This is a genomic window from Streptomyces sp. NPDC048603 (assembly GCF_043199475.1).
Taxonomy (GTDB): Bacteria; Actinomycetota; Actinomycetes; order Streptomycetales; family Streptomycetaceae; genus Streptomyces.
In genome coordinates, this window is record NZ_JBICVY010000008.1 from 129,849 (window position 1) to 155,213 (window position 25,365).

A 25,365-nucleotide genomic window follows, 5' to 3' on the forward strand; every position below is an offset into this window, starting at 1 on the left:
AGGACAGCGGGGTCAGTGCGTGCGCTCGTACACCGTCACCCGGCGGCCCCGGACCTGCTCGTCCGCCACCGCCGTGAAGTGCTCCCGAAGCACCGCCAGCTTCATCCGGTCCCGTGCCGCCGACGCCGGCCTGGCCACCCGTGCCGCGTCCGTCACCAGCAGGATCCGCCGCTGTCCCAGCATGGCGCTGCGGATCCGCGCCGGGTCCGCCTCCTCGCCCTTGAGGGTCCCGGAGGCCACCGGGGACCGGTCCAGGGCCAGGTCCGCCAGGCCGGCGAAGGCGCCGGGGGAGACCAGCGCGGTGTCCCGCCGGGCCGCCGGCACGAACAGCACCCCGTCCCCGGCCCCCTTCAGCCGGTCCACCTCCGCGGACACCGCCAGGACGTCGTCGACCCGGCTGCCCGGCGCCCGCTTGGCCTGCGCCACGGGCAGCAGCGCGACCAGCGCCACGCCCACCACCACCGGAACCAGCGCCCGCGCCGCCCGCGGGGCCCGGCCGTCCAGGGCCCGTACGCCCGCCCCCAGGGCGGTGCCGATCAGCAGCGCCAGCCCCAGCATGCCGAAGAGGACGTACCGGTCCAGGAACAGCGGCTGCACGAGCGAGAGCCCGATCAGCCCCAGCTGCGGCACCGCCAGCAGCGGCAGCCCCACCGCGGCCGCCGACAGCCGCCGGGGGCCGGCGGCGACGGTCCTCCGCGACCGGGTGTCCAGCCAGGCGCCCAGCCCGCCGATCGCCAGCAGCACCCCGGGGCCGATCATCATGTGCCAGGTCAGCGGCGGTATCCAGGACACCTGGTCGGACTGGCTCCGGCTGAACAGGACCAGCGGCAGCACACCCGCCACCGCCGCCGCCGAGGCCGCCGCCCAGCGCAGCCACAGCGCCCGCCCGGCCCGCACCCACCCCAGCGTGACCGCGTGCGCGGGCAGGACCAGCAGCGACAGCCAGTTCAGCAGCGCGCAGACCAGGACCAGGGCGCCGTACGCGGCCCACCGCGGCCACGTACGCGTCCGCCGCCCGCCGCGCCCCGCGCCGAGCAGGCCGACCAGCAGCAGCGTGGACAGCCCGGTACCCGCCGCGACCAGCGCGTACGGCCGCCCCTCCTGGAGGTAGAACTGCACCGCGGGCAGCAGCCCGAGCGCCAGCCCGCCGCCCAGCCCGGCCCAGTAGCCGGCCAGCCGCTCCCCGATCACCCCCACGCAGCCCGCGGCCACCGCCATCGCCAGCACCGAAGGCAGCCGCAGGGTCGCCGTCCCCGCCCCGAACACCTCGAAGAGCACGTGCATCAGCAGGTAGTACAGCCCGTGCACGGCGTCGACGTTCCCCAGCATGTGCCAGATCTCGCCCGCCGGCCGGCCGGCCACCTGCCAGGTCGCCGCCTCGTCCCGCCACACGCTGTCCTGCCGGGACAGCCCCCACAGGCCCAGTCCGAGGGTCCACATGGCCGGAACCAGCCACACCGTCCACGGGCGCCGGGACCCCGTGACGGGTCCGGATATGTGCGAAGTCATGAAGCGGTCAGGTCCTCGGTGCGGTCGTCTGGGCGGAAGGCACCAGTCTATGGACGCCGCGGAGCGGTTCCGGACCGCCTGTTGTGCACCGCGGAGCGTGATCGGCACGGCCGCCCGCGCCTAGCCTCACCGCCAGGAGCACCACGAGCGCCCCCGGGCACATCGAAGGCCCGGGTGCACGGAACGAGGGGCGGTACCGGTGAACTGGCTGATCCACGACTACCGCGAGAGTGATCTCGCCGCGGTCGTCCACCTGATCGACACGACGGCCGAGCTCGGCCAGGAGTCCGTCTTCTCGCTCGCCGAGTGCATCAGCGCCCTCACCGACCGGCAGCCCGCCGTCGTCGCCGTCCACCAGGGCGTCCCGATCGGCGCGGCCCTGGCCACCGTCTCCGGCGAACGCGCCTGGGTGATGCGGATCGCCATCGCCTCCGGCTGGCGCGGCCGGGGCCTGGCCAGCGCGCTGCTGGTCGAGCTGGAGCGGCGGCTGATCGCCGCCCGGGTCGGCCGGATCGCGTACGTGCTCCCCGAGGAGGACCTGCTCGGCGAGGGCCTGCTCAACGCCGGCTACACCCGGCAGCCCGCCGTCGCCTACTTCGAGAAGACGGAGCCGCTGCACGGACCCGCGGCGGGGCTGCTCGACGACCTCGGCGGCCGCTTCCTGCCGAACGACCTGTGGGGCAGGGTCGCCGGGATGGAGACCGAGAAGGACCTCATCGAACGCCGCGTGGTGCTGCCGCTGGCCGAACCCGAGCGGGCCGCACAGCACGGTGTCCAGCCGCCGCGCGCCATCACCCTCTTCGGGCCGCCCGGCACCGGCAAGACCACCTTCGCCAGGGCCATCGCCTCCCGCCTGGGCTGGCCGTTCGTCGAGCTCCTGCCGTCCCGGCTCGCGGACGAGGGCAACCTCGCGGCCGCGCTGCGCAGCGCGTTCGCGCGGATCGCGGAGCTGGAGCGGGTGCTGGTCTTCATCGACGAGGTGGAGGAGATCGCGCCGGTCCGCACCGAGCCGGCCCAGCCCGGCGGCATCCACGGGGTCACCAACGAACTCCTCAAGCTCATACCCGGCTTCCGGGAGGGCGGCGAACGGCTGCTGGTGTGCGCCACCAACTCGATCCGCTCGCTGGACCCGGCGTTCCTCCGGCCCGGCCGTTTCGACTACCTGATCCCGATCGGCACGCCCGACGCGGGGGCGCGGGCCGCCATCTGGTCCCGCTACACCGCCGGCCGGACGGACGTCGACGTGGCGGCGCTCGTCGGCGCGAGCGAACTGTTCACCCCGGCGGACATCGAGCACGCGGCCCGGATCGCGGCCCAGGTGTCCTTCGAGCGCGACCTGGAGGCGGTGGGCACCCGCTCCCTCTCCGCGATCCCGCCGGGCGCGACCACGCAGGACTACCTGGCGGCGGTCGCCCAGTGCCGGCCCACGGTGACCCCGGCCATGACCGGAGAGTTCAAGGCCGACATCACCGCCCACGCCCGGGTCTGACCGCCCACGCCCGGGTCTGACCGCCCGTGCCCGCCTGGCCTACGCTCGCGCCATGGGATTCGTCGTGTTCATGACCCTGCCGGGACTGGCGCTGCTGCTGACCGTGATGGCCTTCGCCGACCAGGCGCTGGTCCGGGCCGGCCGGGCGGGCCTGCTGCCGTGGCGGTGGAACGGGCGGCAGGGCCAGATCTCCTCGACCGGGTTCGAGCAGCTCCACGCGAGCTTCTCGCCGGGCAAGCAGAACGAGCTGCGCGAGCGCCGGAGCGCCCTGGTCATGCGGGACGACGAGGAGGACGGCGCCCCGCCGCGCACCCGCGTGGACCTCGACTCCGGCACGGCGGTGATCCGTCTCCCCGCCACGCCCTGAGAGCGCGGCGGCGCGCGCCCGTCCGTTCAGGCGAAAGAGCGGCGTGCGGCTCACGTGCCCGCGGACACCGCCCGATAACTGAGGCCGGAACCCCAGAGATCCGTCCCCACCGGGAGGCAACGATGCCACAACCGTCCGACACCTCTGCTCCGGACTTCGTCCCCCGCGCCGCCCCACCCGTCCGCGAACACCTGGCCGCGTCCACCGGCCTGACCGAGTTCCTCGCCGGAGCGGGCACCCTCACCCTGGACGAGCGCCGGCTCATCGTCGACCAGGCACTGCTCATGCTGGAGCAGAACTACGTCCACCTGCCGCTCAAGACCGCGATGCACGCGGTCAACCCCCTGCAGCGCCTGCGCCTGATGCGTCGCCGGCTGGACCGGCAGACCCAGACGACCATGCCCCCGGAGTGGATGTTCCACGCCGAGATGTCGGAGATCTTCCACTCGGTCCGGGACCTCCACACCAACTACCTGCTCCCCGCCCCCTACTCCGGCAAGGTCGCCTTCCTGCCGTTCCTCGTCGACCGGTACGAGGAGGGCGGAGCCGAGCACTTCATCGTCACGCACGTGGCACAGGGCTTCACCGCCCCGGGCTTCGAGCCCGGCGTGGAGATCACCCACTGGAGCGGCATCCCCGTCGCCAAGGCCGTCGAGCTCAACGCGGCGCGTTTCGCCGGCAGCAACCCGCCCGCCCGCCGCAGCCGCGGGGTGCAGTCGCTGACCCTGCGGCCGCTCCGCATGCACCTTCCCCCGTTCGAGGAATGGGTGACCGTCAGCTACGTCGACGCCGGCGGGACCCAGCGCGAGCTGCGGGAGATCTGGCGGGTCGTGGACAACATCGCCCTCCCGGCGTTCCGCGGCGACGCGCGGGCGCCGATGAACACCGCGCTGGCCGAGGGCCTGGACCTGGACATGGACGAGGCCAACCGGGCCAAGGTGATGCTGTTCGCGCCGAAGGTGCTCGCCAGGAAGAGGGCCCTCGACGCGGGTGAGGCCGCCCCCGAGGTGAACGCCGGTGAGATCCCCACCTCGAAGCCCGAGGTGTTCCGGGCGCGTGAGGTGCAGACCGCCTCCGGCACCTTCGGCTACATCCGGATCTTCACCTTCATGGACCGCGATGTGCAGGGGTTCCTCGACGAGTTCGTCAGGCTGCTCCAGCTCATGCCGGACCGCGGCCTGATCCTGGACGTCCGGGACAACGGCGGCGGTGTCATCTTCAACGCCGAGTTCGCGCTGCAGACCCTCACCCCCCGCCGCATCACCCCCGAGCCGGTGCAGTTCATCAGCAGCCCGCTCAACCTGCGGATCTGCCGGAAGTTCCCGCGCGAGATGGGCGCCTGGCTGCCCTCCCTGGAGCAGGCCGTCGAGATCGGTGCGACGTACTCCAGCGCCGTGCCCCTCTCGCCCGAGGAGGACGCCAACGCGATCGGGCAGCAGTACTCCGGCCCGGTCGTCCTCATCACCAACGCCCGCTGCTACTCGGCCACGGACATCTTCGCCGCCGGCTTCCAGGACCACCGGATCGGCCCCGTCCTCGGCACCGACGACAACACCGGGGCCGGCGGCGCCAACGTCTGGGAGCACAAACTCCTCGTCGACCTCCTCGAGGACGAACCGGACACGCCGTACGTGCCGCTGCCCAAGGGAGCCGGCATGCGGGTGTCGATCCGCCGCACCCTGCGGGTCGGCGCCAACTCCGGTACCCCCGTGGAGGACCTCGGCATCACCCCGGACGAGTCGCACCGGATGACCCGCCGGGACCTGCTGCAGGGCAACGCGGACCTCTTCGAGCGGGCCGGGCGGATCCTCAAGGACCTCGAACCGCACGCCGTGTCCATCACGGACGCGACCCCGGCCGGCGACGGCCTGCGGCTCAAGGTGAAGGTCACGAACATCGACCGGCTGGACGTCTACGTCGACCAGCGTCCGCGCGCCTCCGTCGACCTCGCCGACGGCCAGGCCGACGTCACCGTCCCCGACGCGGCCGCCGCCCACTCGGCCCGAGTGGAGGGCTTCGCCGCCGGAGAGCTCGTCGCCAGCGAGACCGCCCGGCTCAACTAGGCGCTCCCTTTCGGATCTTGCCGGAGAGGCCCGTGTCGTCCTCCGCCGTGCCCCGCACGGCGGAGGAACTCCCGCGTACCGGACGTACTCGGGAGTTCCGGGCGGTAGCCGGGGGGCAAGATCCGGAACAGAGGGCCTGGTACTCCAGCAGGACTTCGATGTCCGACCCGGGATGATGCCGGGCGGCCGGAGTCCGCCTCTTGAGCAGCTGCGGCGCGACGTCGCCGCGTTCGTCGAGGAAGCCGAGCCGCGTCCCGCCAGGGACCGTCAGTGAAATGGCGGTGCGGGGTACGGAGTCGGCTGTTACGGTGCCTCGCATGTCCTCTGTCATCCACAACCGGCACGCCCTGCGCATCCGGTCGACGCGCTGACCGTGGTGTCGGCCGTCGCCGACACCGGGTCCCACGTCCACCGTTCACCTCACGATGACGAGGATCTTCACCATGCGCGCAGACTCGCGCCCCATTTTCGTATGCGTTCACGGCGGCTCCGGCAACGCCCGGGCCTGGGGCCCGTTGCAGAACGAGCTGGCCCTGCACGGGTACCGTTCGCACGCCATCGACCTGCCCGGTCACGGCGACCTTGCCGACCTCCCGGCCGCCTACTACCAGCAGCCCCAGGACGTGACGGCACTCGCCGCCGCGCCGTCCCCGCTGCGCGGTGTCACGCTGGCGGACAACGTCCGCCATGTGGTGGGCATCGTGCGGCGGCTCGCCGCATCGGGGCCGATCGTCCTGGTCGGAAACAGCCTCGGCGGGCTGACGATCAGCGCTGTGGCCAACGCCGCACCCGACCTGCTCGACCGGGTGGTCTACCTCTCCGCGCTCTGCCTCGCCGATCCGGCCATGCTCACCGGGGCATGGGACGTGGTCGACGACAACCTGCTGGACGCCGCAGTGGCTCGGATCGCCGTGCCGCGCGTAGGCGATCCGGGCGTGGTCCGGCTCAACTGGCGGGCTGCGCACGCCGATCCGGACGTGTTCGCCGCGTTGAAGGCCGCCATCATGGCCGACTCGACCGACCACCAGTTCCGGCTGCTGCTCGACTCCCTGGACCCGGACGAGACCTACTCGGCGATGGAGCCGGGGGCGTTGGTCCGGGCCGAAGCGTGGGGGCGAGTGCCGCACACCTACGTCCGGCTCTCCGACGACCGGAGCCTTCCCCTGGCGGTCCAGGACCACATGATCCGCACGGCCGACGGGCTGACCCCGCGCCATCCCTTCGACGTGCACACCCTCGCGGCCTCGCACGTCGGATACTTCAGCCGGCCGCGCATCTTCGCGGAGCTGCTGACGAGCCTCGTGTCAACTTGACCCGGCCCTGAAGGACCGGGCTTGGAGGTAGTGCCCAACTGGCTGCTGGGTTGGCTCCTCCGTCCAGACACCCCGTTATGGGGTGGCAGGGACGCGTGACTCACGCCCCGCGGTCCACACGGTCTCGGCCTTGCGGCCGATGTTGTGGGACGCGTTGTCGTCCGCGTTGGCCAGGAACCCGCAGGCCCGGCACGCGAATGTCGCCTGATCGGCCCGGTTCCTCCGGTCGATGTGGCCGCACTCCGAGCATTGCCGGCTGGTGTACGCCGGATCGACGTACACCAGCGGCACCCCGGCCCGCCGAGCCTTGTACTCGATGTACCGGCCGAGCTGGTGGAAGCTCCACGAGTGCAGAGAGGTCCGCTGGTCCTTGCGGTGCCGTACCCGGTCGCGGATGCCCGTGAGGTCTTCCAGGGCGATCCCGTGTCCGGTGCGTTCAGCGGTCGTGACGATGGTCTTGGAGATGGTGTGGTTGATGTTGGCGGTGTGCCGGGCTTCCTTGCGGGAGCGCTTCTTGAGCAAGCGCTTCGCGGACTTGGTGCCCTTGGCCTGTAACTTGCGCCGCAGATCCAGTTGCCGCTTGCGGTGCCGGTTGAGACCGCGCCCGGCGGCCCGGTAGCCGGTCGATGTGGTGGCGATGTTGACGATGCCGAGGTCGACGCCGATGAACCCGGCGGGTTCGTACACTTCGGGCTCGGGGATGTCGCAGACGGCGATCAGGTAGAACACGCCGTCGCGTTCGATCAGGTCGGACTCGCCCCTGCGGTGCTCGCGGAGCATCTTGAGCGCGTCCGTGGAACAGGTGAAGGGGACGTTCTTGAGACGCCCGGTCGTGGTCCAGATCGACACCGTCTGTGCGTCGTACTGCCAGGACAAGCACCGGTCGTCATACGGCTGTGCGGCCTCGGGCCGGAACGTGATCGGCTTCGACTCCGCCTTGCGACGGCGCTTGGAGCCCGGCTTGCCCAGGTTCCCGGCCTTGGTGTTGGCCTTGAGCGTGGTGTACGCGTCGCGGGTCTTCTTGATCACGTGCTGGGCGGCCTGCGCCCCCAGACCCCGCGCTTTCAGTTCGGCGTAGGTGTGCTTGCGGAGTTCGTACTCACGCGGTACGCCATGCTCGAACGCCACCTTCGACACCCAGCACGCGGCCTCGTTGACCGTGCGCAGGGTGGAGCGCAGCGCGGCGGCCTGCTCGGCCTCCGGCATCAGCTTCACCTGTGTCACGATCTTCATACGGGCAACGTAACAGGCCCCACTGACAACGCCCGTTCCGACAGAAGCGAAGCGAACTCCGGCGCTTCGCGCCTCCGTGCCGAGGATGCGATTCCTCCCGGGCGTAAACGCCCGGGGTTCCTCGCAAGATCAAGCTGGAGCGCCAGGAGTCGTGGCACAGGCGGCGAAGGCGCCGATCCGGCAGTTCTTCGGTGCGGCCGGCGGTCCCGGACTGCGGGCGCTGAACCCCGGCGGAGGAAACGTGTCCGGCGCCGGAGCGGAGGCGCGGCTTGCGGAGCGGTGGCGGCTGCCGGATAGTCCGAGGTATGGACGAGCGCGAGACCGCGCTCGGGCAGGCGTACGAGCACGCCCTCCGCTGGCTGGCGGCACTGCCCGAGCGCCGGGTTCCCGCCCGCGCTTCGGTCGAGGAGATCGTGCGCGCACTCGGCGCCGCGCTCCCCGACGGGCCCGGAACGCCCGCCGAGGTCGTCGACCTGCTGGCCACCGCCTGTGAGCCCGGGCTCGTGGCCTTCCCCGGCGGCCGCTTCTACGGGTTCGTGGTCGGCGGCACCGAACCGGCGGCGCTCGCTGCCGACTGGCTGGTCAGTGCCTGGGACCAGAACTGTGTGATGCGCTCCGTCACCCCCGCCCACACGGCGGTGGAGGACATCGCCGGCGCCTGGCTGCTCGACCTGCTCGGGCTGCCGGGCGAGAGCGCCGTCGGCTTCACCACCGGCGCCACCATGGCCAACTTCACCTGCCTCGCCGCCGGCCGCGACGCGGTCCTGGGGCGGGCCGGCCGGAACTCCGCCCGGGACGGACTCGCCGGCGGTCCGGCCGTTCACGTCCTGGCGGGCGCGGACCGTCACATGGCCGTCGACCTGGCCCTGCGCTATCTGGGCCTCGGCCTGCCGGAACCGGTCGCGGCGGACGGCCAGGGACGCATCGAGCCCGAAGCGCTGAGGCAGAGCCTGGCGGCGTCCGGATCACGGCCCACGATCGTGATCCTGCAGGCCGGGGACATCCACTCCGGCGCCTTCGACCCGTTCCCCGAGACGATCCGGGCCTCCCGGGAGGCGGGGGCCTGGGTGCACGTCGACGGCGCGTTCGGGCTGTGGGCCGCCGCCTCCCCGGCGTACGCGCACCTCACCACGGGCTGCGCGGACGCCGATTCCTGGGCGACGGACGCCCACAAGACCCTGAACGTCCCCTACGACTGCGGCCTCGCCATCGTGCGCGACCCGGCGGTGCTCCGGGCCGCCATGGGCCTGCACGGCGACTACCTCATCCTGGACGAACGGGGTGACCCCAGCGACAAGGTCCCCGAGCTGTCGCGGCGCGGCCGGGCCTTCACCGTGTGGGCCGCCCTCCGTTCGCTGGGCCGGTCGGGCGTGGCCGGGCTCGTCGAGCGGCTGTGCGGACACGCCTGCGCGTTCGCCGCCGGGATCGCCGCGATCGACGGCGCGCGGGTGCTCAACGAGGTGGTGTTCACCCAGGTCTGCGCGGACTTCGGCGACGACGCGCGCAGCGACCGGGTCATCGCCCGGCTCCTGGAGGACGGCACCACCTGGATCAGCGGCTCCGTCTGGCACGGCCGCCGCGTCATGCGGATCTCGGTGAGCAACTGGTCCACGACCGGCGAGGACGTGTCCCGCACGCTCGCCGCGATCCGCCACGCCGCCGCCGGAGCCTGAAGGGCCCGGGTCAGTAGCCGCCGGCGTACACGAGGTGCCCGTAGAACCGGTCGTCGACCGGGGAGCCCGGGTCGCCGGTGAACCCGTACGAGGCCGGCCGGTCCGCGGCGTCGGCCCGCAGCCTGGCGATGACCTGGCCGGGGGTCATCCCGGCACACGGTCCGGTGAGGCAGAGGGCGGCGACGCCCGCCACGTGCGGCGAGGACATCGAGGTGCCCGAGAACACCGTCGTGGTGCCGCCGGAGCCCCGGCCGAGCCGGGTGGACAGGATGCACACGCCCGGACCGGCGATGGTGTGGGCGGCGTCCGCCGAGCCGGTGCCCGTGAAGTTGGAGAACCCGGCGAACCGGTCGTCGGTGCCCGTGAAGCAGCCGAACGCTCCGCCACCGCCCGGAGCGCCGTCGGCGTCCTGCATGGCGGTGACCGTGAGCACCTCGTCGTAGGAGGCGGGGATCCGCGTGGCCAGGTCGATGCCGTCGTTCCCGGCGGAGGCGACGACGGTGACCCCCGCCTCGCCGACCACGCGGCAGATTGCGAAGTGCAGGACGTCGTTGTTCGTCAGCCCGCAGTTCCCGTCGTCCGAACCCCGGCCGCTCAAGCTCATGTTGACCACGTCGATGTCCTCGGCCAGGGCGTGCTCGGCCACCCAGTCGAGTCCGCAGGCGATCGTCGAGAACCGCCCGCCGGCACCCGCGTTGAGCACCTTGACCGCGTACAGGCGGGCACCGGGTGCGGTACCCACGACGTCCAGGTCGTTGTCCTTCGCCCCGGCCGTGCCGGCGACGTGCGTGCCGTGCCCGTTGTCGTCCTGCGGCGGTCGTGATCCGGGCTGCCCGCCCTGGCAGTTGAACCCGCCGGCCACGTTGAGGTCCTGGTGGGCCATGTCGATCCCGGTGTCGAGGACCGCCACGCCCGCGTCCACCGAACCGCTTCCGTCCCCCGCCCGCGTGCTGCTCAGGTCCGCCTCCACCCGGTCCACCCCGGTGGGCACCACCTGGGCGTCGGCCCGGACCGGCCGGTCGGCACCCACCATCAGCACGCTCGGGTCCTGCCGCAGCCGGGGAACCTGGGATTCGGGGAGCGTCGCCGAGTAGCCGACGAACGCGTGCCGGTAGACGTACCCCTGCACCTGTCCGTAGCGGCGGCGGTGCTCCTCGACGACCGAGTCGAGCCGGGCCCGGGTGGAATCCCGCAGGACGACCACGTACCGGCCGGTGGCCGTCTGCCCGCTCACGGGTTCCGCCGCCACCGGCCCGCCGGACGGCAGACCCGCCAGCACCCCGGCCGACACCACCGCCGCGACGGCGGCCCTCCCCGGCAGCCGTCTGACCCACGTTCCCCACACCATGCCCGACCTCCCGTTCCGTCACCGGCCGGACACCGGACGTCCGGTCGCGAACAGGAGCAAACCGCACATCCGCTCGCGCGGGCCTGCCGGAGGGCCCGTACGTCGCCGAGGCTCCCCCGGACGGCCCAGACCCGAGGGCGTGGGCCGGGTGCCTGCCCCCCCGGTCAGCCGTGAGTACGGCGGCGGCGCCAGTAGGCGACCGTGGCCACGGCCAGCAGCGGTCCCCACAGCAGCAGCGGGGCGTAGCACGCGGTCATGATCCACCGGGCGGGTCCCGTCGGGGCGAGTTCGCCGCCCATGTTCTCGGGCGAGTCCCAGTGCATCGCGCCGGAGACGGAGATCAGGGTGACCAGCAGGGCGCCCGTGGCCGCGGGGACGACGGCGGCGAGGGGCGGGATGCGCCGGCCGCCGAGCCACGGCACCCAGCGGGGGAGTACCTCTCCCCAGCGCTGGACGAGGCCGAGGGCGAGCAGGCCGACCAGTTCGGCGAAGACGCTGAGCGCGATCAGGTGGAAGGAGTACCGGCCGGGGTAGTGGGCGACATGCAGCAGGTCGCCCTCCTTGAAGCCCGAGGGTATGCCCAGGGCGATGGCGATGCGCCACAGTCCGGTCGGCACGAGCGTGAGGGCGGCGCCCCGGGCCGCCCACCGGGCGGTCCGGGAGACCCCGGGGACGGTGGCGCGCGGGCGCGGCGATCCGGTCGGCGGAAGCGGGGCGGCGGCGCGGGTGAGTGTGGTGGCGGGTGCGGTGGTGGGCATCGTCCGTGTCCTGTCGGGTGGGCGGTTGTTGATGCCCCAAGCCTCCCGCCGCCCGCCCCCGCCGGACCATCCGCCGATCGGCAGACCGTGGACCCGCGGTGATGGGCGGGCTCTGCCGAACGGCGGAGGCCGACGGCGGGCGTGCTACCCGCAGCGGTAGGTGAAGTCCGCGGCCGCCGAGCGGGGTTGCGGTTCCAGGATCCGGAGTTCCGCGCGGGCCGCGACGGTGCCGCGGCCGCGGAAGGTCCACAGGAGGTGCAGATGGGCCTCTGCCTGGCCGCTGGCGACCCGTTCGGTCAGCGGGGCGGAGCGGGTGCCGTCGCTGCGCACCCACTCGTAGCGGAGGGTTCCGGGCCTGCCGTTGGTGCGTACGACGGCGGTCACGTCGGCGGCCGAGTCGCAGCCCGGGCCGCCCGGGTCGGTGGTGACGGCGAGCTCGCGCACCTCGACGGCCGGCCCGAGCCGCTGCCAGCCGAGGTAGAGGAGTACGGCGGCCAGGACGGCGGCGGCGAGCGCGTAGCGGCGCAGCCCGCGGCGCCCGCCCCGCGGCGGCGCGGACGGCTCCCGCGCCGGGAACGGCGCGGTGGCGTGTGCCGTCACGCCGGGGCCGAACCGCAGCACCGAGCCCTCCACCCGGTCGGGCCGGACGTCCGGCGCCGGGCCGGTGAACCAGTGGCTGCCCAGGACGGTGGCGCTGTAGTCGTCGTCGCTCATGTGATCGTGCACCGCCTGATGAAGATCTGCTGGTACGAGGATCCGTTGCCGGCCGCCGGCCGGGTCGTGGCCCGCACGGCCCAGTAGCAGCCCTGGCCGGTGAAGGTGTGGCTCTTCGTCAGGGCGGCCGCAGCGCCCTCCTCGTAGGGGAGGGTGTCGGTCCCTTCCCGGGTGCCCAGGGAGCCCTTCTCGTCGCTGGTGAACCACTCCAGCACCACTGTCACCGGGGACCCCTTGGCCTCCACGGACACCGTGGCCTGCCCGGTGGTCGGACCGGTCTGCCGGAACCCGGTCACCGACACCGACCCGACGACTGCCGGGGGCGAGGGCGTGGGAGAAGCCGGGGGAGTGGTGGGCGGCTTCGTGGTCGGTGTGTGCGCGGGGGTGGTGGGCGGGTCGGTGACCGTGTGGGTCGGGGTGGGTGTGGGAGTCGTGGTCGGACGGCGGGTCGGGGTCGGGGTGGACGTGCCCGTCGGGTGGTGGCTCGGCGAGGTCGTGTCCGCGGGCGACGGGGAGGACGAGGACGAGGGCGAGGGCGAGGGCGAGGACGAGGGCGAGGGCGACGGTGGCGGAGCGGTGGCGGGCGAACCGGGCGCCGGGGCGGCCGGGCTCGTCGTGGCGAAGGAGCTCAGTGCCTCCGCCCCGCCGGACTGGCTGCCCGCGGCCGCGTCCGCGAACACCAGCAGGGCGCCCACCACCAGGGCCGCGCCCGCGGCCAGCCAGCCGCGCCGCCCGGGTGCCCAGCCGGAGCCGGGGCCCGGGCCCAGGGAGGTGTCGGCCACGGCCGTGGTGCCCACCGCCGGCTCCCCCGCGGAGGGGAAGAGCAGCGGCAGGAGCGCCGCCAGCGCCGCGAGTTTCCGCTGGCCGCGCTCCTCCCAGTCCGGCCCGTAGGCGGCCCGGGCGACACCCTCCAGCTCGGCCACGAACGCCTCCGCGTTCTCCGGCCGTTGCTCCGGGCGCTTGGCCAGCCCCCGCCGGATCAGCGGCCGCACGGGCTCCGGCGCGGCCTCGTCGGGGACCGGCGCCTCGACGTGCTGCAGCGCCAGCTCCGCGAAGTTCACCCCGGTGTAGGGCTTGCGCCCGGTCAGGCACTCGAAGAACACGGCGGTCGCCGCGTACACGTCGGCGGCCGGGGAGGCCGGACGGCCCTGCCACTGCTCGGGCGCCATGTAGGCGGGCGTGCCCGCCACTCCGGGCGTGGTGCCGCGGCCGGCCGCGATCCCGAAGTCCACCAGCTTCGACGAGCCGTCGGCCGCGACCAGCACGTTATCCGGTTTGTAGTCCCGGTGCACGACCCCGGCCCGGTGCGCGGCGGCGAGCCCCAGCAGGGACCCCTTGAGCACCGCCAGTGCCGCCTCGGCGTCCAGCGCGCCGCCGGCAGCGGCCTCCTGCGCCAGCAGGGCCCGCAGGGCGATGCCGTCCACCAGCTCCATCACGATGGCGGCGCCGCCGGGCGCCTCCACGTACTCGTACAGGCCCACCACCCAGGGGGAGCGCAGCCCGCCGAGCAGCCGGGCCTCGGCCCGGAACTCCGCCACGAAGGCCGGATCGCGGCGGAAGCGGTCGCTGAGGTACTTCACCGCGACCGGTGTGCCCGTGGCGCCGTGCACCGCGAGCACCACACGGCCGCTGCCGCCCGATCCGAGCTCCCGGGTCTCGGTGTAACCGGGGACCGTCCACGCGTTCATCCCTGCTCCGCCCCCTGCCGTGCCCGTACCGCCCTGTCTGCCGACCACCCCCAAGGACACGGTTCCCGCCACGGCCGGTTCCCGCCACGGCCGGTTCCCAGCCTTGTGGTCGACCGGGGAGTGCCCCGCCCCGCGGCACGACCGCACACACGGCCGTGACGGACTCAGGCCGCCGCCCGGTCCGCCCGGCCGGTGATGAGCGCGTGCAGCCGGTCCGCCGCGGCCCGCCCGAAGTCCGGGTCGTTGATGTGCGTGTCGTAGTCGAACACCCGGGTGCCGCTGCCCCGCAGGCCCTCCCGCAGCGCAGTGAACAGGGCCCGGTCCGCGGCCGGATCGTGGTACGGGCCCTCCGGCGCGCCCAGCGTGGACAGCCCGCGCAGCGGTACGCACACCGCGGTCGGCCCGGCCGCCCCCCGCAGCTTGTCCGCCACCAGCCGCCCCAGGTCGGCGCATTCCGCCTCCGTGGTGCGGATCACCGTGATGGACGGGTTGTGCACCCGCACCCTGCGGTACCGGGCCTGCTCCGGCAGCGTCTCCGGCGGCCCGAACTTCACCATGTCCAGCGCCCCCAGGCTCACCACCTGCGGGATCCCGGCCCGTCCGGCCGCGGTCAGCCGGTCCGGGCCGGCGGTGAGGATGCCCCCGCACAGCTCGTCCGCGAGCTCGCTGAGCGTCAGGTCGAGGACGCCCGCGAACACCCCCTGCCCGGCGAGGGACTCCAGGGTGCGCCCGCCGGTCCCGCTGACGTGGAACACCAGGACCTCGTAGCCCAGTTCGGTGAGCCGCTCGCGGGCCGCGTCCACTCCCTCGGTGGTGACCCCGGCCATGCTGGCCGCGATCAGCGGCCGCCCGCCCGACCCCAGCTGCCCCGGCCGCACCTCCCGGGAAGCCTCGGCGAACCCCTTCGCCATGCCCACGGCCGCGTCCGCCGCGTTCGCCAGCACCGGAGCCGAGACGGTGTTGATGCCCGCGATGTCCACCACGCTGTACATCATGGTGATGTCGCAGGACCCGACGTACACGGACACGTCCCCGGAGGCCATCGAGGACACCATCAGCTTGGGAACGCCCAGCGGCAGTGCGCGCATCGCCCGGGTGGCGATGGACGTGCCCCCGCTGCCCCCGATCGCGAGGACCGCCTGCAGCCGACCCTCGGCGTGCAGGCGTAACACGACGGCCTCCGCGCCGCGCGCCATGGCGGTGACGGCGGCGCCGCGGTCCCCGGCCGCCCGCAGTTCCGACAGTTCCGTTCCCGCCGCCCGTGCGACGGCCTCGCGCGGTACCTCCGCGGGCACCCTCGGCTCGCCCATCACTCCCGTGTCGACCATCACGACATCGACGCCGGCGCGCTCCAGCCGTTCGCGCAACCAGCCGTACTCCACACCTTTGGTGTCCAGACACCCGACCAGCACGACGTTCGTCATATGTGCAATGTCCAGGTGTACGGCGAGGCTGACAAGCCCGCCCGGGATCATTCGGCCAGCAGCCCCGACAGCCTCTCCAGGAACGGCATCTGGGACGTGACGATCAGCGATCGGGCGTCGCCCGGGGCGAACCAGGCCACCCGGTCCAGCTCGGGGAACTCCTCGTAGCGGCCCGAACCCGGAGGCCACTCCATGCTGAAGGTGCCCGGCCGCACCAGGGCCGGGTCGAGGTCCGCCTCCACCGCCCAGACGGTCACCAGCTTCCCGCCCGTCTGCCGCACCTCCCCGAGCGGCAGGTACGGGCCCTCCGGCGGCGCCAGGCCCAGCTCCTCCCGGAACTCCCGGCGGGCCGCGTCCCGCGGCTCCTCGTCGTACGGCTCGTACTCGCCCTTCGGGATGACCCAGGCCCCGGCCTCCCGGCGCTCCCAGAACGGCCCGCCCATATGGCCGAGCAGGACCTCCACCCGGCCGTCCGGTCCCTCGCCCCCCGGCTCGCCGCCGTCCCGGCCCGCACCCTCCGGACCCGTGCGGCGGAACAGCAGCAGCCCGGCACTGTACTTCTGCGTCATGGGCCGAGCCTTCCCCGCACGGGCCCGTTCCAGCCTCCGGCTCAGTGGTCGTGCGGGCCCTCACGGTGCACCGGCCCGTGCGGGGCGCCGCAGTGCGGGTCGGCCGGATCCCCCTCACCCGGACGGCCTACGCTGAGCAGCGCCTCCTGCGCGTGGTCCACCTGCAGGGTGGTGTGGGTGATGCCGTACTCCGCGCCCAGCAGCTTCTCCAGGTCGCGGCGGACGGCGTGGCAGTCACCGGCGGGCTCCACCAGCACGTGCGCGGACAGCGCCGCCTCGCCCGAGGTGATCGTCCATATGTGCAGGTCGTGCACCTCGGTGACCGGTCCGTGCGCCACCAGGCGGTCGCCGACCTCGTCCGGGTCCACGTGCGCGGGGGCCGCCTCCAGCAGGATCCGCCCCGACTCGCGGATCAGCCCGTAGCCCGCCTTCACCATCAGCACCACCACGACCAGCGTGGCGATGGCGTCGGCCTGCACGAAGCCGGTGGTCAGTACGATCAGGCCGGCCACGGCGGTGCCGATGAAGGCGAACAGGTCGTTGAGGATGTGCTGGTAGGCGCCCTCGACGTTGAGCGAGCTGCGGTTGGCCTTGGACAGGCACCAGGCCGCCACCACATTGACCACGATGCCCGCCAGCGCGGTGACCAGCACCAGCCCGCCCGCCACCTCCGGCGGATCCAGCAGCCGCCGGACCGCCTCGTAGGCGAGCCAGACCGCGAGCAGCAGCAGGGTCAGCCCGTTGGCCTGCGCGGAGAGTATCTCCGCGCGCTTCAGTCCGTACGTGAACCCGCCGCGGGCCGGCCGTGCCGCCAGCCGCATCGCGATCAGCGCCAGCACGATCGACACGGCGTCGGTCAGCATGTGGGCGGCGTCGGAGATCAGGGCCAGCGAGCGGGCCACGATGCCGACGACCACCTCGGCGGCCATGAAGCCGCAGATCAGGGAAAGGGCGATGGCGAGCCAGCGGCGGTCCGCGTCGGCGGACACCCCGTGGCTGTGGCCCCCGTGGTCACCGTGCCCGCCGTGGCCCCCGTGACCGCCTCCGGGTCCGTGCGAGTGACCGTGGTCGTGGTCGTGTCCAGCCATCTCTTCCCCCGCGTGTCCGCCGGGTCGGGGCCCGGCGTCTCCGTATCCGACGCGTGAAGTGAACCGCACCTTCCCGAGATCGGCAAAGGCTGCAACGGGGACCGTTGTCATTCCCCATAAGAGGGCTCTGACCTGCGGTGATGTCTCACCGGGGAAAAGCGGTGGAGATCGTGGGAAAATCTGCTCATGGTCCAGCGCCCGAGTGTGCCGACCGCGCCCGAGCTCGTCCTGGAGACCGAAGCGGGCTCCACCGTGATGAGCCCCGGCCGCGTGTACCACGTAGGCCGGGACCCGCTGAGCGAGATCGTCCTCGACGACGCGCGGGTCTCCTGGCACCACGCCAACCTCCACACCGACGGGGACCACTGGACCCTGGAGGACGAGGACAGCACCAACGGGACCTGGGCGGACGGCCGCCGGGTCCGGGAGTGGGGCGTCGGCCCCGGCACGGAGCTCCGGTTCGGCAGCATCGCCGACGGCCCGCGCGCCGTCCTGGTGAGCGCCGCCCCGGCGGCACCGCCCGAGCCACCCCCGCCCGCACCGCCCCCGCCACCCCCGCAGGCCGTCCGGCCCCGCGCCGCCGCCGGCATCGCCGGTTCCGCCGGCCCCACCGCGGTGGCCAACCCCTCGCTGACCACCACCTTCCGCGAACCCACCACCATCCGGCCGCTGCCGGCCCGGGCCGCCGTACGCATCGGCCGTGCCCCGGACAACGACCTGGTCCTCGAAGACCTCGTGATCTCCCGCCGGCACGCAGAGTTCCGCGCCCTCGCCGACGGCACCTACGAGATCGCCGACCTCGGCAGCCACAACGGCACCTACCTCAACGGCACCCGGACCGGACGGGCCTCCGTCGCCCAGGGCGACATCATCGGCATCGGCCACCACTCCTTCTGCCTGGTCGGCGACCAGCTCCAGGAGTACGTCGACACCGGCGAGGTCTCCCTCGACGTCCAGGACCTCACCGTCACCGTCGAGGGCGGCCGGGTCCTCCTGGACCACGTCTCCCTCCCGGTCGGCGCCAAGTGCCTGCTCGCCATCGTCGGCCCCAGCGGCGCCGGCAAGTCCACCCTGCTCGGCGCGCTCACCGGCCTGCGCCCCGCGGACCGGGGCACCGTCCTCTACGACGGCCGCGACCTCTACCACGACTACGCCGAACTGCGCAGCCGCATCGGGCTGGTGCCCCAGGACGACATCCTGCACTCCCAGCTGACCGTCCGCCGCGCCCTGTCCTACGCCGCCGAGCTCCGGTTCCCCGAGGACACCGTGAAGGCCGAACGCCAGGCCCGGGTCGACGAGGTGATCCGCGAACTCGGCCTGGAACAGCGTGCCGACCTGCAGATCCACCGCCTCTCCGGAGGCCAGCGCAAACGGGTCTCGGTCGCCATGGAACTGCTGACCAAGCCCTCCCTGCTGTTCCTCGACGAACCCACCTCCGGCCTCGACCCCGGCATGGACCGGTCGGTGATGCACATGCTCCGCGGCCTCGCCGACGACGGCCGCACCGTCATCGTCGTCACCCACAGCGTGCTCAGCCTGGACGTCTGCGACCGGCTGCTGGTCCTGGCCCCCGGCGGCAGGACCGCCTACTACGGCCCGCCGGAGCAGGCCCTCGGCTTCTTCGGGTACGACCACTGGCCCGAGGCGTTCGAGGCGTTCGAGGCCCGCAAGGACGGCGACTGGGCGCAGGAGTACCGCGACTCCACCTTCCACGAACAGTACGTCGCGGGCGCCGCCCGGCAGCCCCTGCTGTCCGCGGAACGCCCCTCCGCCGCGGGCCGGACGGCCCCGCCGCCGCCCCCGGCCCGCAGCTGGGGAGCCCAGCTCTCCACCCTGGTCCGCCGCTACGCCGCCGCGCTCAGCGCCGACCGCACCTTCCTCGCCATCATGATCGGGCTGCCGTTCGTGATGGGCGCGATGGTCCGCGCCCTGGCCGGCTCGGAATTCACCGCCGACACCGCCTCGAACGCCCTGCTCATCCTCTGCGTCGGCGGAGTCCTCACCGGCGCCGCCAACGCGGTCCGTGAACTGGTCAAGGAACGCGTCATCTACCAGCGCGAACGGGCCGTCGGACTGTCCCGGTCCGCCTACCTGACCTCCAAAGTGATCGTCCTCGGGGCGATCACCGTGGGCCAGGCCGTGCTCCTCACCGTGGTCGGACTGGCCGGCGTCGATCTCAACGCCCCGGGCGGCCAAGGAGTGCTCATGCCCCCGCTGATCGAGCTCACCCTCGCCGTCGCGCTGCTGTCCTTCTCCGCGATGATGCTGGGCCTGGTCATCTCGGCACTGGTCCGCAAGGAGGAGGTCACCATGCCGCTGCTGGTCCTCCTCACCATCGTCCAGGTCGTCTTCTGCGGAGCCGTGCTGGACCTCGAAGGCAAACCGGTGCTGGAACAGATCGCCTGGCTGGTGCCCGCCCGGTGGGCCTTCGCCGCGATGGCCGGCACCGTCCAGCTCGGCGCGATCGTGCCCCGCCCCTACACCAAGGACCCGCTCTTCGCCCACGAGGCCGACGTCTGGCTGACCAACATGGGCATGCTGATCGTGCTGTCGGCGGTGTGCTGGATCCTGGTCAGCCGCCTGCTGCGCCGCCAGGAACCCGCCATCATGCGGAAGTAGCGGAAAAGCGGAAGTAGCCGCCCATGACCAGTCCCGACGCCGGACCCGAGTTCGACGCGCTCCCCGACTTCCATCCCACCCACGTGGTCCCGAGGGAGGGACTCCCGGCCTGGGAGACCCCGGACACCTCCCGCCCCACCATGCCCCTGGACGCCTTCCTGCCCGTCCGGCTGCTCTCCCGGCGCGGTGCGTGGGGCGAGATCCAGTGCGCGAACGGCTGGACCGCCTGGGTGGACGGGCGGCTCCTGGTGACCGTCCCGCAGCCGCCGCCCACCGGCGGACGCCCGCTCGAACGCTCCGAGGACGTCCGCCCGCTGCTCTCCCGCGCCGCCGACGCCCTGGACCGCTACCTCAGGGCGGCCGAGGACCACGCGGCAGGCCGCACCGACAGCGAGACGTTCCGGCTCTCCACTCGCGGTCTGCGCGCCGGCATCGTCCTGGAGGGCGAACAGGTCTGGCTGTACGACGAGTCCTCCGGGCGCTGGATGTACGGCGACGGGACCGCGCTCGCCACCTACGCCGTCGGCGGCGGACCGGCCCCGGCCGGCTCCGCCGGAGCCTCCGGCGGGGCAGGGGCAGGGGCCGCCGCCCCCGCCCCCGCCACCGCGGCCTCCGGTGAAGGACCGGCCACGCGGTTCGACGGGCAGCGGGCGGGCACCGCACCGCCCGGCGGACCCGGCACGGAGCCCCCGGACCACGAACCCACCCGGGTCGACGTACCGCGCCCGCCCGACGGAGGACGCTGATGCGGGCCCCGCCGGGTGACGACACTCCCTTCGTCGACGGCCGTCCCTCGGGCCTCCAGGGCAAGCAGTTCGCCGGCTACCGGGTGGAGGACGAGATCGGGCACGGCGGCATGGCGGTGGTCTACCGGGCGACGGACCTGCGGCTGGACCGGACCGTCGCGCTGAAGCTGCTCGCCCCCGAACTCGCCCGCAACGACACCTTCCGCAAACGGTTCGCCCACGAGTCACGGGTGGCCGCGGCCATCGACCACCCGCACATCGTGCCCGTGTTCGAGGCCGGTGAGGCCGACGGCATGCTCTACATCGCCATGCGCTACGTCCGCGGGTTCGACCTGCGGACCCTGCTGGACCGGACCGGGCCGCTGCCCCTGGCCACCGCCACCCGCATCACCGGGCAGGTCGCCTCCGCGCTGGACGCCGCCCACGACCACGACCTCGTCCACCGGGACGTGAAACCCGGCAACATCCTGATCGCCGAGGGCACCGACCCCGACCATCCGGAGCACGTGTACCTCACCGACTTCGGGCTGACGAAGAAGTCCCTCTCCCTCACCGGGTTCACCAGCGTCGGCGAGTTCGTCGGCACCCTGGACTACGTCGCCCCGGAGCAGATCTCCGGCAAACCGGTGGACGGCCGCTGCGACGTCTACGGCCTGGGCTGTGTGGTCTTCGAGGCCCTCGTCGGCGGCCCGCCGTTCGAGCGCGACGACGACATGGCGCTGCTGTGGGCCCACCTGTACGATCCGCCGCCCCCGGTGAGTACCCGGCGGCCCGGCCTGCCGCCCGCCCTGGACGACGTACTGGCCAAGGCCCTGGCGAAGTCCCCGGAGGACCGCTGGGCCACCTGCCTGGAGTTCGCCGCGGCCCTGCGCCGGGCCGGTGCGGGTTACGACGAAGGAGGTACGGCCGACGGCGGTGCCGAGCCGCTGCCGCCGGGGGGCGGTCCGGCCTCCGGTCCGGGACCGCCCCCGGGACCGCCGGACTGGGCGCTGCCGGTGTTCCGGGAGCGCTGAACCTCTGGCACGCCACACCGGGTACGCCACACCGGTGCGTCACGTCGGTACGTCACGTCCTGCGCCGCTGCACCGGCTTCGCCAGCAGTGCCCCGAGGAACCCCGCCACCGCGCCCCACAGCAGCGCCAGGCCGACCGTGCGCCCCAGGACCGCGCGCAGCTCTACCCGGCCGCCGAGCGCGTCCGCCTCGCCGATGCCCAGCAGGGACAGCCCGAACCGCGCCTGGATCTGCCCCAGCAGGCACACCGTCAGCACGGCCAGGGCCAGCGCCACGGCGAGGTGCAGCGCGTGCTGCCAGGGCCGCACCCGAACGGAGGAGCGTACGGCGGCCAGGAAGCCCGTTCCGAGCAGCAGGACGGCGGCCAGGACGACCAGCCACCAGGCCCGGGCGTCGTGTGCGGCGAGCGTGTGCACGTCGAGGGTGGCCGTGCCGCCGTCCGGGGTGCGCAGCACCTGGTCGAGGAGGCGGGGCATGGGCAGGCCGAACGGGCCCTCGACCAGGCCCTCCCAGGCGCCGCCGAAGCCGACGGTGAGCGCGAGCCACGTCAGGTTCGGCAGGCCGAGCAGGATCACGGCGAGGGTCTCGGGGGTCCGGTCCCGGGTCACGGCGGTCACCAGCCCGACGACCGTGCCGATCGCGACGTACGCGAGGAGCAGCACGACGGTGGCGTAGGCGGCGGGGCGCACCGCCTCGTGGAACCGCACCAGCCGGGCGGGGAGCGGGGCGCGCCGGGACACCAGCAGGGTGATCAGGAGCAGGCCGAGGATCCACAGCAGCCCGAAGAGCAGGGTCAGCGGGACGTCGGCCCGGAAGCCCACGGTGGGGGCGGCGTCGAGGAGCTCACCCAGCTCGCCCAGCTCGCCGAGGTCCTCGTCGCCGTCCTGGCCCAGGGGGGACTCGACGGAGATGCCGAAGGTGTGACGGGCGGCGAACGCGAACCCGGCCAGCAGCACCAGCCAGAGCACGACCAGGGGCGCGGCCCGCAGGAGGAGTTCACCGGGGGCGGTGACGGCGCGCCCGCGCAGCGGCCGCAGGAACCGGGTTCCCACGGCGAGCGCGCCGGCCAGGCTGACGGAGAGCGGCATCACGGACAGCACGGCCTCGGCGTCCGCGAGGAACCCCGCGTCGCCGGACACGTCCACGGAGCCGCCGGCCGCCATCACCACCACCGCGGCCACCACCCGGGGGTAGGCCCCGTCGGGCAGGTCGGCGGCGCCCGCGAAGGCCAGGCCGGCCGCGGCGAGCACGGTCATCGCCGCGAATCCGGCCAGGACCGCGAGCACGGCATCGCCCCAGGTGCGTCTCGCGGAAGGGCGCAACGGTTGGGTCACGTGCCACCGTAGGCATCCTCCGCTTGCGGGCACCACCGCAGCGGCGCACACAATGGTGCGCAGGAGTGACAGAAGTGACAGGGGGTCGGCCGCACGGGAGGGCATCCGTGACCACACAACCCTCGGGCACATCCCCGGGCGACCGCCCCACCGGACCCCCGTCCGGCCCGCTCTCGGGCGGGAGCGGCGGCCCGACGCCTCCTCCGCCTCCGCCGCCCACGTCCGCGCAGGGACCGCCCAGGGGGCCGGTCGGCCCGGGCGGCGGCTCTGGCGGCCACGGCGGTCCAGGCGGTCCCGACGGCCCTGAGGGCGGCACGGGCGGCAAGGACGGCGGGGACAAGGCCGGCGGCGGCAACGGCGGCCCGTGGTGGCGGTCCGTGCCCCGGGTGGTCACCGCGGTGGTCGCCCTGGCAGCCGCGGTGGTGCTGGCCGTGGTGCTCATACGCCCGGCCGGGACTCCGGTCACCGGCGGGGAGCTCTTCCTGCAGCCGGCCGGATCCACCGGCCAGGACCCCTTCACCGAGTCCACCGCCACCACCGGCGGGGACCAGATTCCCCAGCCCACCACCGGCAACACCCCCACCGCCCCGGCGAGCGGCATCGTGGCCACCCGGCCGGTCAGCGGAGGCGAGCCCGGTCTGTTCGGCGGCACCAGGGACCAGGCCGCCTGCGACGTGGAGAAGCAGATCAGCCTGCTCTCGGCGGAACCGCAGAAGAACGCCGCCTTCGCCGCCGCCCTCGGCATCCGGCCGACCGCCGTCCCCGGCTACCTGCGCTCGCTCACCCCGGTGCAGCTGCGCATCGACACCCGGGTGACCAACCACGGCTACCAGGACGGCCGCGCCACCAGCTACCAGGCCGTCCTCCAGGCGGGCACGGCCGTCCTGGTCGACGACCGCGGCGTGCCCCGGGTGCGCTGCGCCTGCGGCAACCCGCTCAGCGAGCCGGTGGCCCTGAAGCCGGACTCCAAGCGGTACGGGCAGCTGTGGCCGGGTTACCACCCGCAGCAGGTGGTGGTGATCGCCCCGGCCGCCAAGCCCGTCAAGCAGGTCGTGATCTTCGACCACAAGGAGCGGCGCTGGTTCGAACGCCGGACCGGCGACCGCCAGGTGCCGGACAGGCCGATCCCGCCGCCGGTCATCACGCCCCCGGAGATCCCGCCCCCGGACACCGGCACCCCGACGGGATCCGGCACCCCCACGGGTACGGGCATACCCACGGGCACCGGTACGCCGACCGGTACGCCGACGGGGACGCAGACCGGGACTCCGACCGGGACTCCGACCGCCACCGGCACCGAGTCGGGTACCCCGACCGGTACGGAGTCGGGCACCCCGACCGGCACCGAGACGGGCAAGCCGACCGACACGGAATCGGGCAAGCCGACCGACACCGGCACCGGCACCGGCACCGGCACCGGCACCGCCACCGAATCCGGCACTCCCAAGGAATCCGGCAGTGCCACGGAGACCGGTACGCCCACCGGATCCGGTACCGCGACGGAATCCGGTAAGCCCACCGGCACCGAGCAGGGCACCCCGACGGGTACCGAGTCCGGCACCAAGCCGGGAACCCCCACGGGCACCGGCTCCACCCCGGCGGAAACCAAGCCCGGCACCCCGACCGAATCCCCCGCGGCCACGGGTACCCCCAGGGAGTCCGCCACCCGTACCAGGGGCGGAGGGGACGAGGGGACCCCGACCCCCACCGAGTCACGGCGGTCGGGCCCCCGCAACACCCCCGGAACCCCGCCGGCGGCCACGCCCACGACGCGGATCCCGACCGGCCCCCCGACGGACTTCCGGCCCACGACCCGGCCCCCGTCCCCGCCGTCGTCCCGCCCGTCCCGGCCGCCCGCCCCGTCCCCGTCGGAGTTCCGCACATCCCGGACCGAATCCGACACCCAGCCCGACCGGAGCTGACCCGGAACCCCGCCCCCGCGCTCGGGCACCGTCAGGTGGTCCGCTCCACCGAGGCCGCCACGTCCGCGAGGTCCTTGGCGATCGCCCGCGACACCGCCCGGGAGCCCAGGCCGCCCAGCAGCCGTGCGAGCAGCGGCATCTTGCCACCGGGCAGCGGCCGTGCGGAGAACGTCATCCGGACCACAGTCCGTCCCGGGTTCCGTTCCGTCAGCCGGAACTCGGAGAAGTAGTGCATCCCGTGGTTCTCCGCCTCGGTCACATAGCGCACCGGCGCGTCGCACACCGTCACCCGCATCTCCTCGGTGGCGGACTTGCCGAACATCCGGCGGGTCTCCCGCCACCGGGTGCCGACGCCGAACGGCCCGGGCGTGAGCACCTCGACCGCGTCCACCCCGCTCACCACCAGGGGCATCGACTCCAGATCCGTCAGTGCGTCCCAGACCGCAGCCTTCGGTGCCGCGACTTCCCGTTCGACCGAAACCTCACTGTCTCCCAT

General features: G+C 73.6%; 20 protein-coding genes. 9 read left to right on the top strand and 11 right to left on the bottom strand.

From position 1 onward, the window contains the following. Nucleotides 1-12 precede the first annotated feature (12 nt). Nucleotides 13-1,509 (bottom strand): hypothetical protein, encoded by a 1,497-nt coding sequence (locus ACGFQ9_RS20995; RefSeq protein ID WP_393575555.1) that lies wholly within the window; start codon nt 1,507-1,509, stop codon nt 13-15. Nucleotides 1,510-1,708: 199 nt separating this feature from the next. Here ACGFQ9_RS20995 and ACGFQ9_RS21000 point away from each other — a divergent pair, with 199 nt between their 5' ends. From ACGFQ9_RS21000 to ACGFQ9_RS21015, 4 genes are all read left to right on the top strand, one after another. Continuing rightward, a complete protein-coding gene (locus ACGFQ9_RS21000; RefSeq protein ID WP_393575557.1) occupies nt 1,709-2,998 on the top strand; it encodes an ATP-binding protein in 1,290 nt (429 codons plus the stop codon). 52 nt (nt 2,999-3,050) lie between these two features. Beyond that, nucleotides 3,051-3,365, top strand: coding sequence for a DUF6191 domain-containing protein (locus ACGFQ9_RS21005; RefSeq protein ID WP_393575558.1), 315 nt, complete (start codon nt 3,051-3,053; stop codon nt 3,363-3,365). Nucleotides 3,366-3,487: 122 nt separating this feature from the next. Next, nucleotides 3,488-5,428 (top strand): S41 family peptidase, encoded by a 1,941-nt coding sequence (locus ACGFQ9_RS21010; protein WP_393575560.1) that lies wholly within the window; start codon nt 3,488-3,490, stop codon nt 5,426-5,428. A 443-nt stretch (nt 5,429-5,871) separates the two neighbouring features. Then, complete coding sequence (locus tag ACGFQ9_RS21015) at nt 5,872-6,741, top strand: alpha/beta hydrolase (protein ID WP_393575561.1); 870 nt, start codon at nt 5,872-5,874, stop codon at nt 6,739-6,741. Between the two features lie 75 nt (nt 6,742-6,816). Here ACGFQ9_RS21015 and ACGFQ9_RS21020 read toward each other — a convergent pair whose 3' ends face one another. Then, the gene (locus tag ACGFQ9_RS21020) at nt 6,817-7,974 is read right to left on the bottom strand and encodes an RNA-guided endonuclease InsQ/TnpB family protein (RefSeq protein ID WP_393575562.1); all 1,158 of its coding nucleotides are present in this window, start codon (nt 7,972-7,974) and stop codon (nt 6,817-6,819) included. Between the two features lie 305 nt (nt 7,975-8,279). Between ACGFQ9_RS21020 and ACGFQ9_RS21025 the strand changes: the two genes are divergently transcribed. Continuing rightward, complete coding sequence (locus ACGFQ9_RS21025) at nt 8,280-9,647, top strand: pyridoxal phosphate-dependent decarboxylase family protein (protein WP_393575564.1); 1,368 nt, start codon at nt 8,280-8,282, stop codon at nt 9,645-9,647. Nucleotides 9,648-9,657: 10 nt separating this feature from the next. Here ACGFQ9_RS21025 and ACGFQ9_RS21030 read toward each other — a convergent pair whose 3' ends face one another. From ACGFQ9_RS21030 to ACGFQ9_RS21060, 7 genes are all read right to left on the bottom strand, one after another. Further along, nucleotides 9,658-10,995 carry a S8 family serine peptidase gene (locus ACGFQ9_RS21030; RefSeq protein ID WP_393575565.1) on the bottom strand — a complete coding sequence of 446 codons (1,338 nt, stop codon included), beginning with the start codon at nt 10,993-10,995 and terminating at the stop codon, nt 9,658-9,660. A 164-nt stretch (nt 10,996-11,159) separates the two neighbouring features. Then, a complete protein-coding gene (locus ACGFQ9_RS21035; RefSeq protein ID WP_393575566.1) occupies nt 11,160-11,753 on the bottom strand; it encodes a hypothetical protein in 594 nt (197 codons plus the stop codon). Nucleotides 11,754-11,897: 144 nt separating this feature from the next. Further along, a complete protein-coding gene (locus ACGFQ9_RS21040) occupies nt 11,898-12,467 on the bottom strand; it encodes a hypothetical protein (protein ID WP_393575567.1) in 570 nt (189 codons plus the stop codon). Beyond that, nucleotides 12,464-14,155: a serine/threonine-protein kinase gene (locus ACGFQ9_RS21045; protein ID WP_393575568.1), complete on the bottom strand. Its 1,692-nt coding sequence runs from the start codon at nt 14,153-14,155 to the stop codon at nt 12,464-12,466. Before ACGFQ9_RS21045 ends, ACGFQ9_RS21040 begins: the two co-directional genes overlap by 4 nt. 164 nt (nt 14,156-14,319) lie before the next feature. Beyond that, entirely contained in the window at nt 14,320-15,579 is a 1,260-nt protein-coding gene (locus tag ACGFQ9_RS21050; RefSeq protein ID WP_393575569.1) for a Tm-1-like ATP-binding domain-containing protein, read from the bottom strand. A gap of 47 nt (nt 15,580-15,626) precedes the next feature. Next, nucleotides 15,627-16,148, bottom strand: coding sequence for an NUDIX domain-containing protein (locus tag ACGFQ9_RS21055; RefSeq protein WP_393575570.1), 522 nt, complete (start codon nt 16,146-16,148; stop codon nt 15,627-15,629). Nucleotides 16,149-16,189: 41 nt separating this feature from the next. Beyond that, entirely contained in the window at nt 16,190-17,236 is a 1,047-nt protein-coding gene (locus ACGFQ9_RS21060; protein ID WP_393575571.1) for a cation diffusion facilitator family transporter, read from the bottom strand. A gap of 186 nt (nt 17,237-17,422) precedes the next feature. Between ACGFQ9_RS21060 and ACGFQ9_RS21065 the strand changes: the two genes are divergently transcribed. The 3 genes from ACGFQ9_RS21065 to ACGFQ9_RS21075 are packed head-to-tail and all read left to right on the top strand — an operon-like array spanning nt 17,423 to nt 21,614. Beyond that, entirely contained in the window at nt 17,423-19,855 is a 2,433-nt protein-coding gene (locus tag ACGFQ9_RS21065) for an FHA domain-containing protein (RefSeq protein ID WP_393575572.1), read from the top strand. Nucleotides 19,856-19,878: 23 nt separating this feature from the next. Next, nucleotides 19,879-20,601 carry a hypothetical protein gene (locus tag ACGFQ9_RS21070; RefSeq protein WP_393575573.1) on the top strand — a complete coding sequence of 241 codons (723 nt, stop codon included), beginning with the start codon at nt 19,879-19,881 and terminating at the stop codon, nt 20,599-20,601. Then, nucleotides 20,601-21,614: a serine/threonine-protein kinase gene (locus ACGFQ9_RS21075; protein ID WP_393575574.1), complete on the top strand. Its 1,014-nt coding sequence runs from the start codon at nt 20,601-20,603 to the stop codon at nt 21,612-21,614. Before ACGFQ9_RS21070 ends, ACGFQ9_RS21075 begins: the two co-directional genes overlap by 1 nt. A 52-nt stretch (nt 21,615-21,666) precedes the next feature. Here ACGFQ9_RS21075 and ACGFQ9_RS21080 read toward each other — a convergent pair whose 3' ends face one another. Next, nucleotides 21,667-22,947: a streptophobe family protein gene (locus tag ACGFQ9_RS21080; RefSeq protein ID WP_393575575.1), complete on the bottom strand. Its 1,281-nt coding sequence runs from the start codon at nt 22,945-22,947 to the stop codon at nt 21,667-21,669. A gap of 107 nt (nt 22,948-23,054) precedes the next feature. On the opposite strand from ACGFQ9_RS21080, the gene ACGFQ9_RS21085 reads away from it, so the two are divergent. After that, entirely contained in the window at nt 23,055-24,869 is a 1,815-nt protein-coding gene (locus tag ACGFQ9_RS21085) for a DUF6777 domain-containing protein (RefSeq protein ID WP_393575576.1), read from the top strand. A gap of 31 nt (nt 24,870-24,900) precedes the next feature. On the opposite strand, the gene ACGFQ9_RS21090 is transcribed toward ACGFQ9_RS21085, so the two are convergent. Further along, entirely contained in the window at nt 24,901-25,365 is a 465-nt protein-coding gene (locus ACGFQ9_RS21090; RefSeq protein ID WP_393575577.1) for an SRPBCC family protein, read from the bottom strand.

Coding starts and splice junctions, on each gene's coding strand:
- ACGFQ9_RS21075 (WP_393575574.1), top strand. CDS start 20,601: ATGCGGGCCCCGCCGGGTGACGACACTCCCTTCGTCGACGGCCGTCCC.
- ACGFQ9_RS21010 (WP_393575560.1), top strand. CDS start 3,488: ATGCCACAACCGTCCGACACCTCTGCTCCGGACTTCGTCCCCCGCGCC.
- ACGFQ9_RS21005 (WP_393575558.1), top strand. CDS start 3,051: ATGGGATTCGTCGTGTTCATGACCCTGCCGGGACTGGCGCTGCTGCTG.
- ACGFQ9_RS21030 (WP_393575565.1), bottom strand. CDS start 10,995: ATGGTGTGGGGAACGTGGGTCAGACGGCTGCCGGGGAGGGCCGCCGTC.
- ACGFQ9_RS21025 (WP_393575564.1), top strand. CDS start 8,280: ATGGACGAGCGCGAGACCGCGCTCGGGCAGGCGTACGAGCACGCCCTC.
- ACGFQ9_RS21040 (WP_393575567.1), bottom strand. CDS start 12,467: ATGAGCGACGACGACTACAGCGCCACCGTCCTGGGCAGCCACTGGTTC.
- ACGFQ9_RS21035 (WP_393575566.1), bottom strand. CDS start 11,753: ATGCCCACCACCGCACCCGCCACCACACTCACCCGCGCCGCCGCCCCG.
- ACGFQ9_RS21055 (WP_393575570.1), bottom strand. CDS start 16,148: ATGACGCAGAAGTACAGTGCCGGGCTGCTGCTGTTCCGCCGCACGGGT.
- ACGFQ9_RS21065 (WP_393575572.1), top strand. CDS start 17,423: ATGGTCCAGCGCCCGAGTGTGCCGACCGCGCCCGAGCTCGTCCTGGAG.
- ACGFQ9_RS21015 (WP_393575561.1), top strand. CDS start 5,872: ATGCGCGCAGACTCGCGCCCCATTTTCGTATGCGTTCACGGCGGCTCC.
- ACGFQ9_RS21060 (WP_393575571.1), bottom strand. CDS start 17,236: ATGGCTGGACACGACCACGACCACGGTCACTCGCACGGACCCGGAGGC.
- ACGFQ9_RS21090 (WP_393575577.1), bottom strand. CDS start 25,365: ATGGGAGACAGTGAGGTTTCGGTCGAACGGGAAGTCGCGGCACCGAAG.
- ACGFQ9_RS21070 (WP_393575573.1), top strand. CDS start 19,879: ATGACCAGTCCCGACGCCGGACCCGAGTTCGACGCGCTCCCCGACTTC.
- ACGFQ9_RS20995 (WP_393575555.1), bottom strand. CDS start 1,509: ATGACTTCGCACATATCCGGACCCGTCACGGGGTCCCGGCGCCCGTGG.
- ACGFQ9_RS21045 (WP_393575568.1), bottom strand. CDS start 14,155: ATGAACGCGTGGACGGTCCCCGGTTACACCGAGACCCGGGAGCTCGGA.
- ACGFQ9_RS21020 (WP_393575562.1), bottom strand. CDS start 7,974: ATGAAGATCGTGACACAGGTGAAGCTGATGCCGGAGGCCGAGCAGGCC.
- ACGFQ9_RS21050 (WP_393575569.1), bottom strand. CDS start 15,579: ATGACGAACGTCGTGCTGGTCGGGTGTCTGGACACCAAAGGTGTGGAG.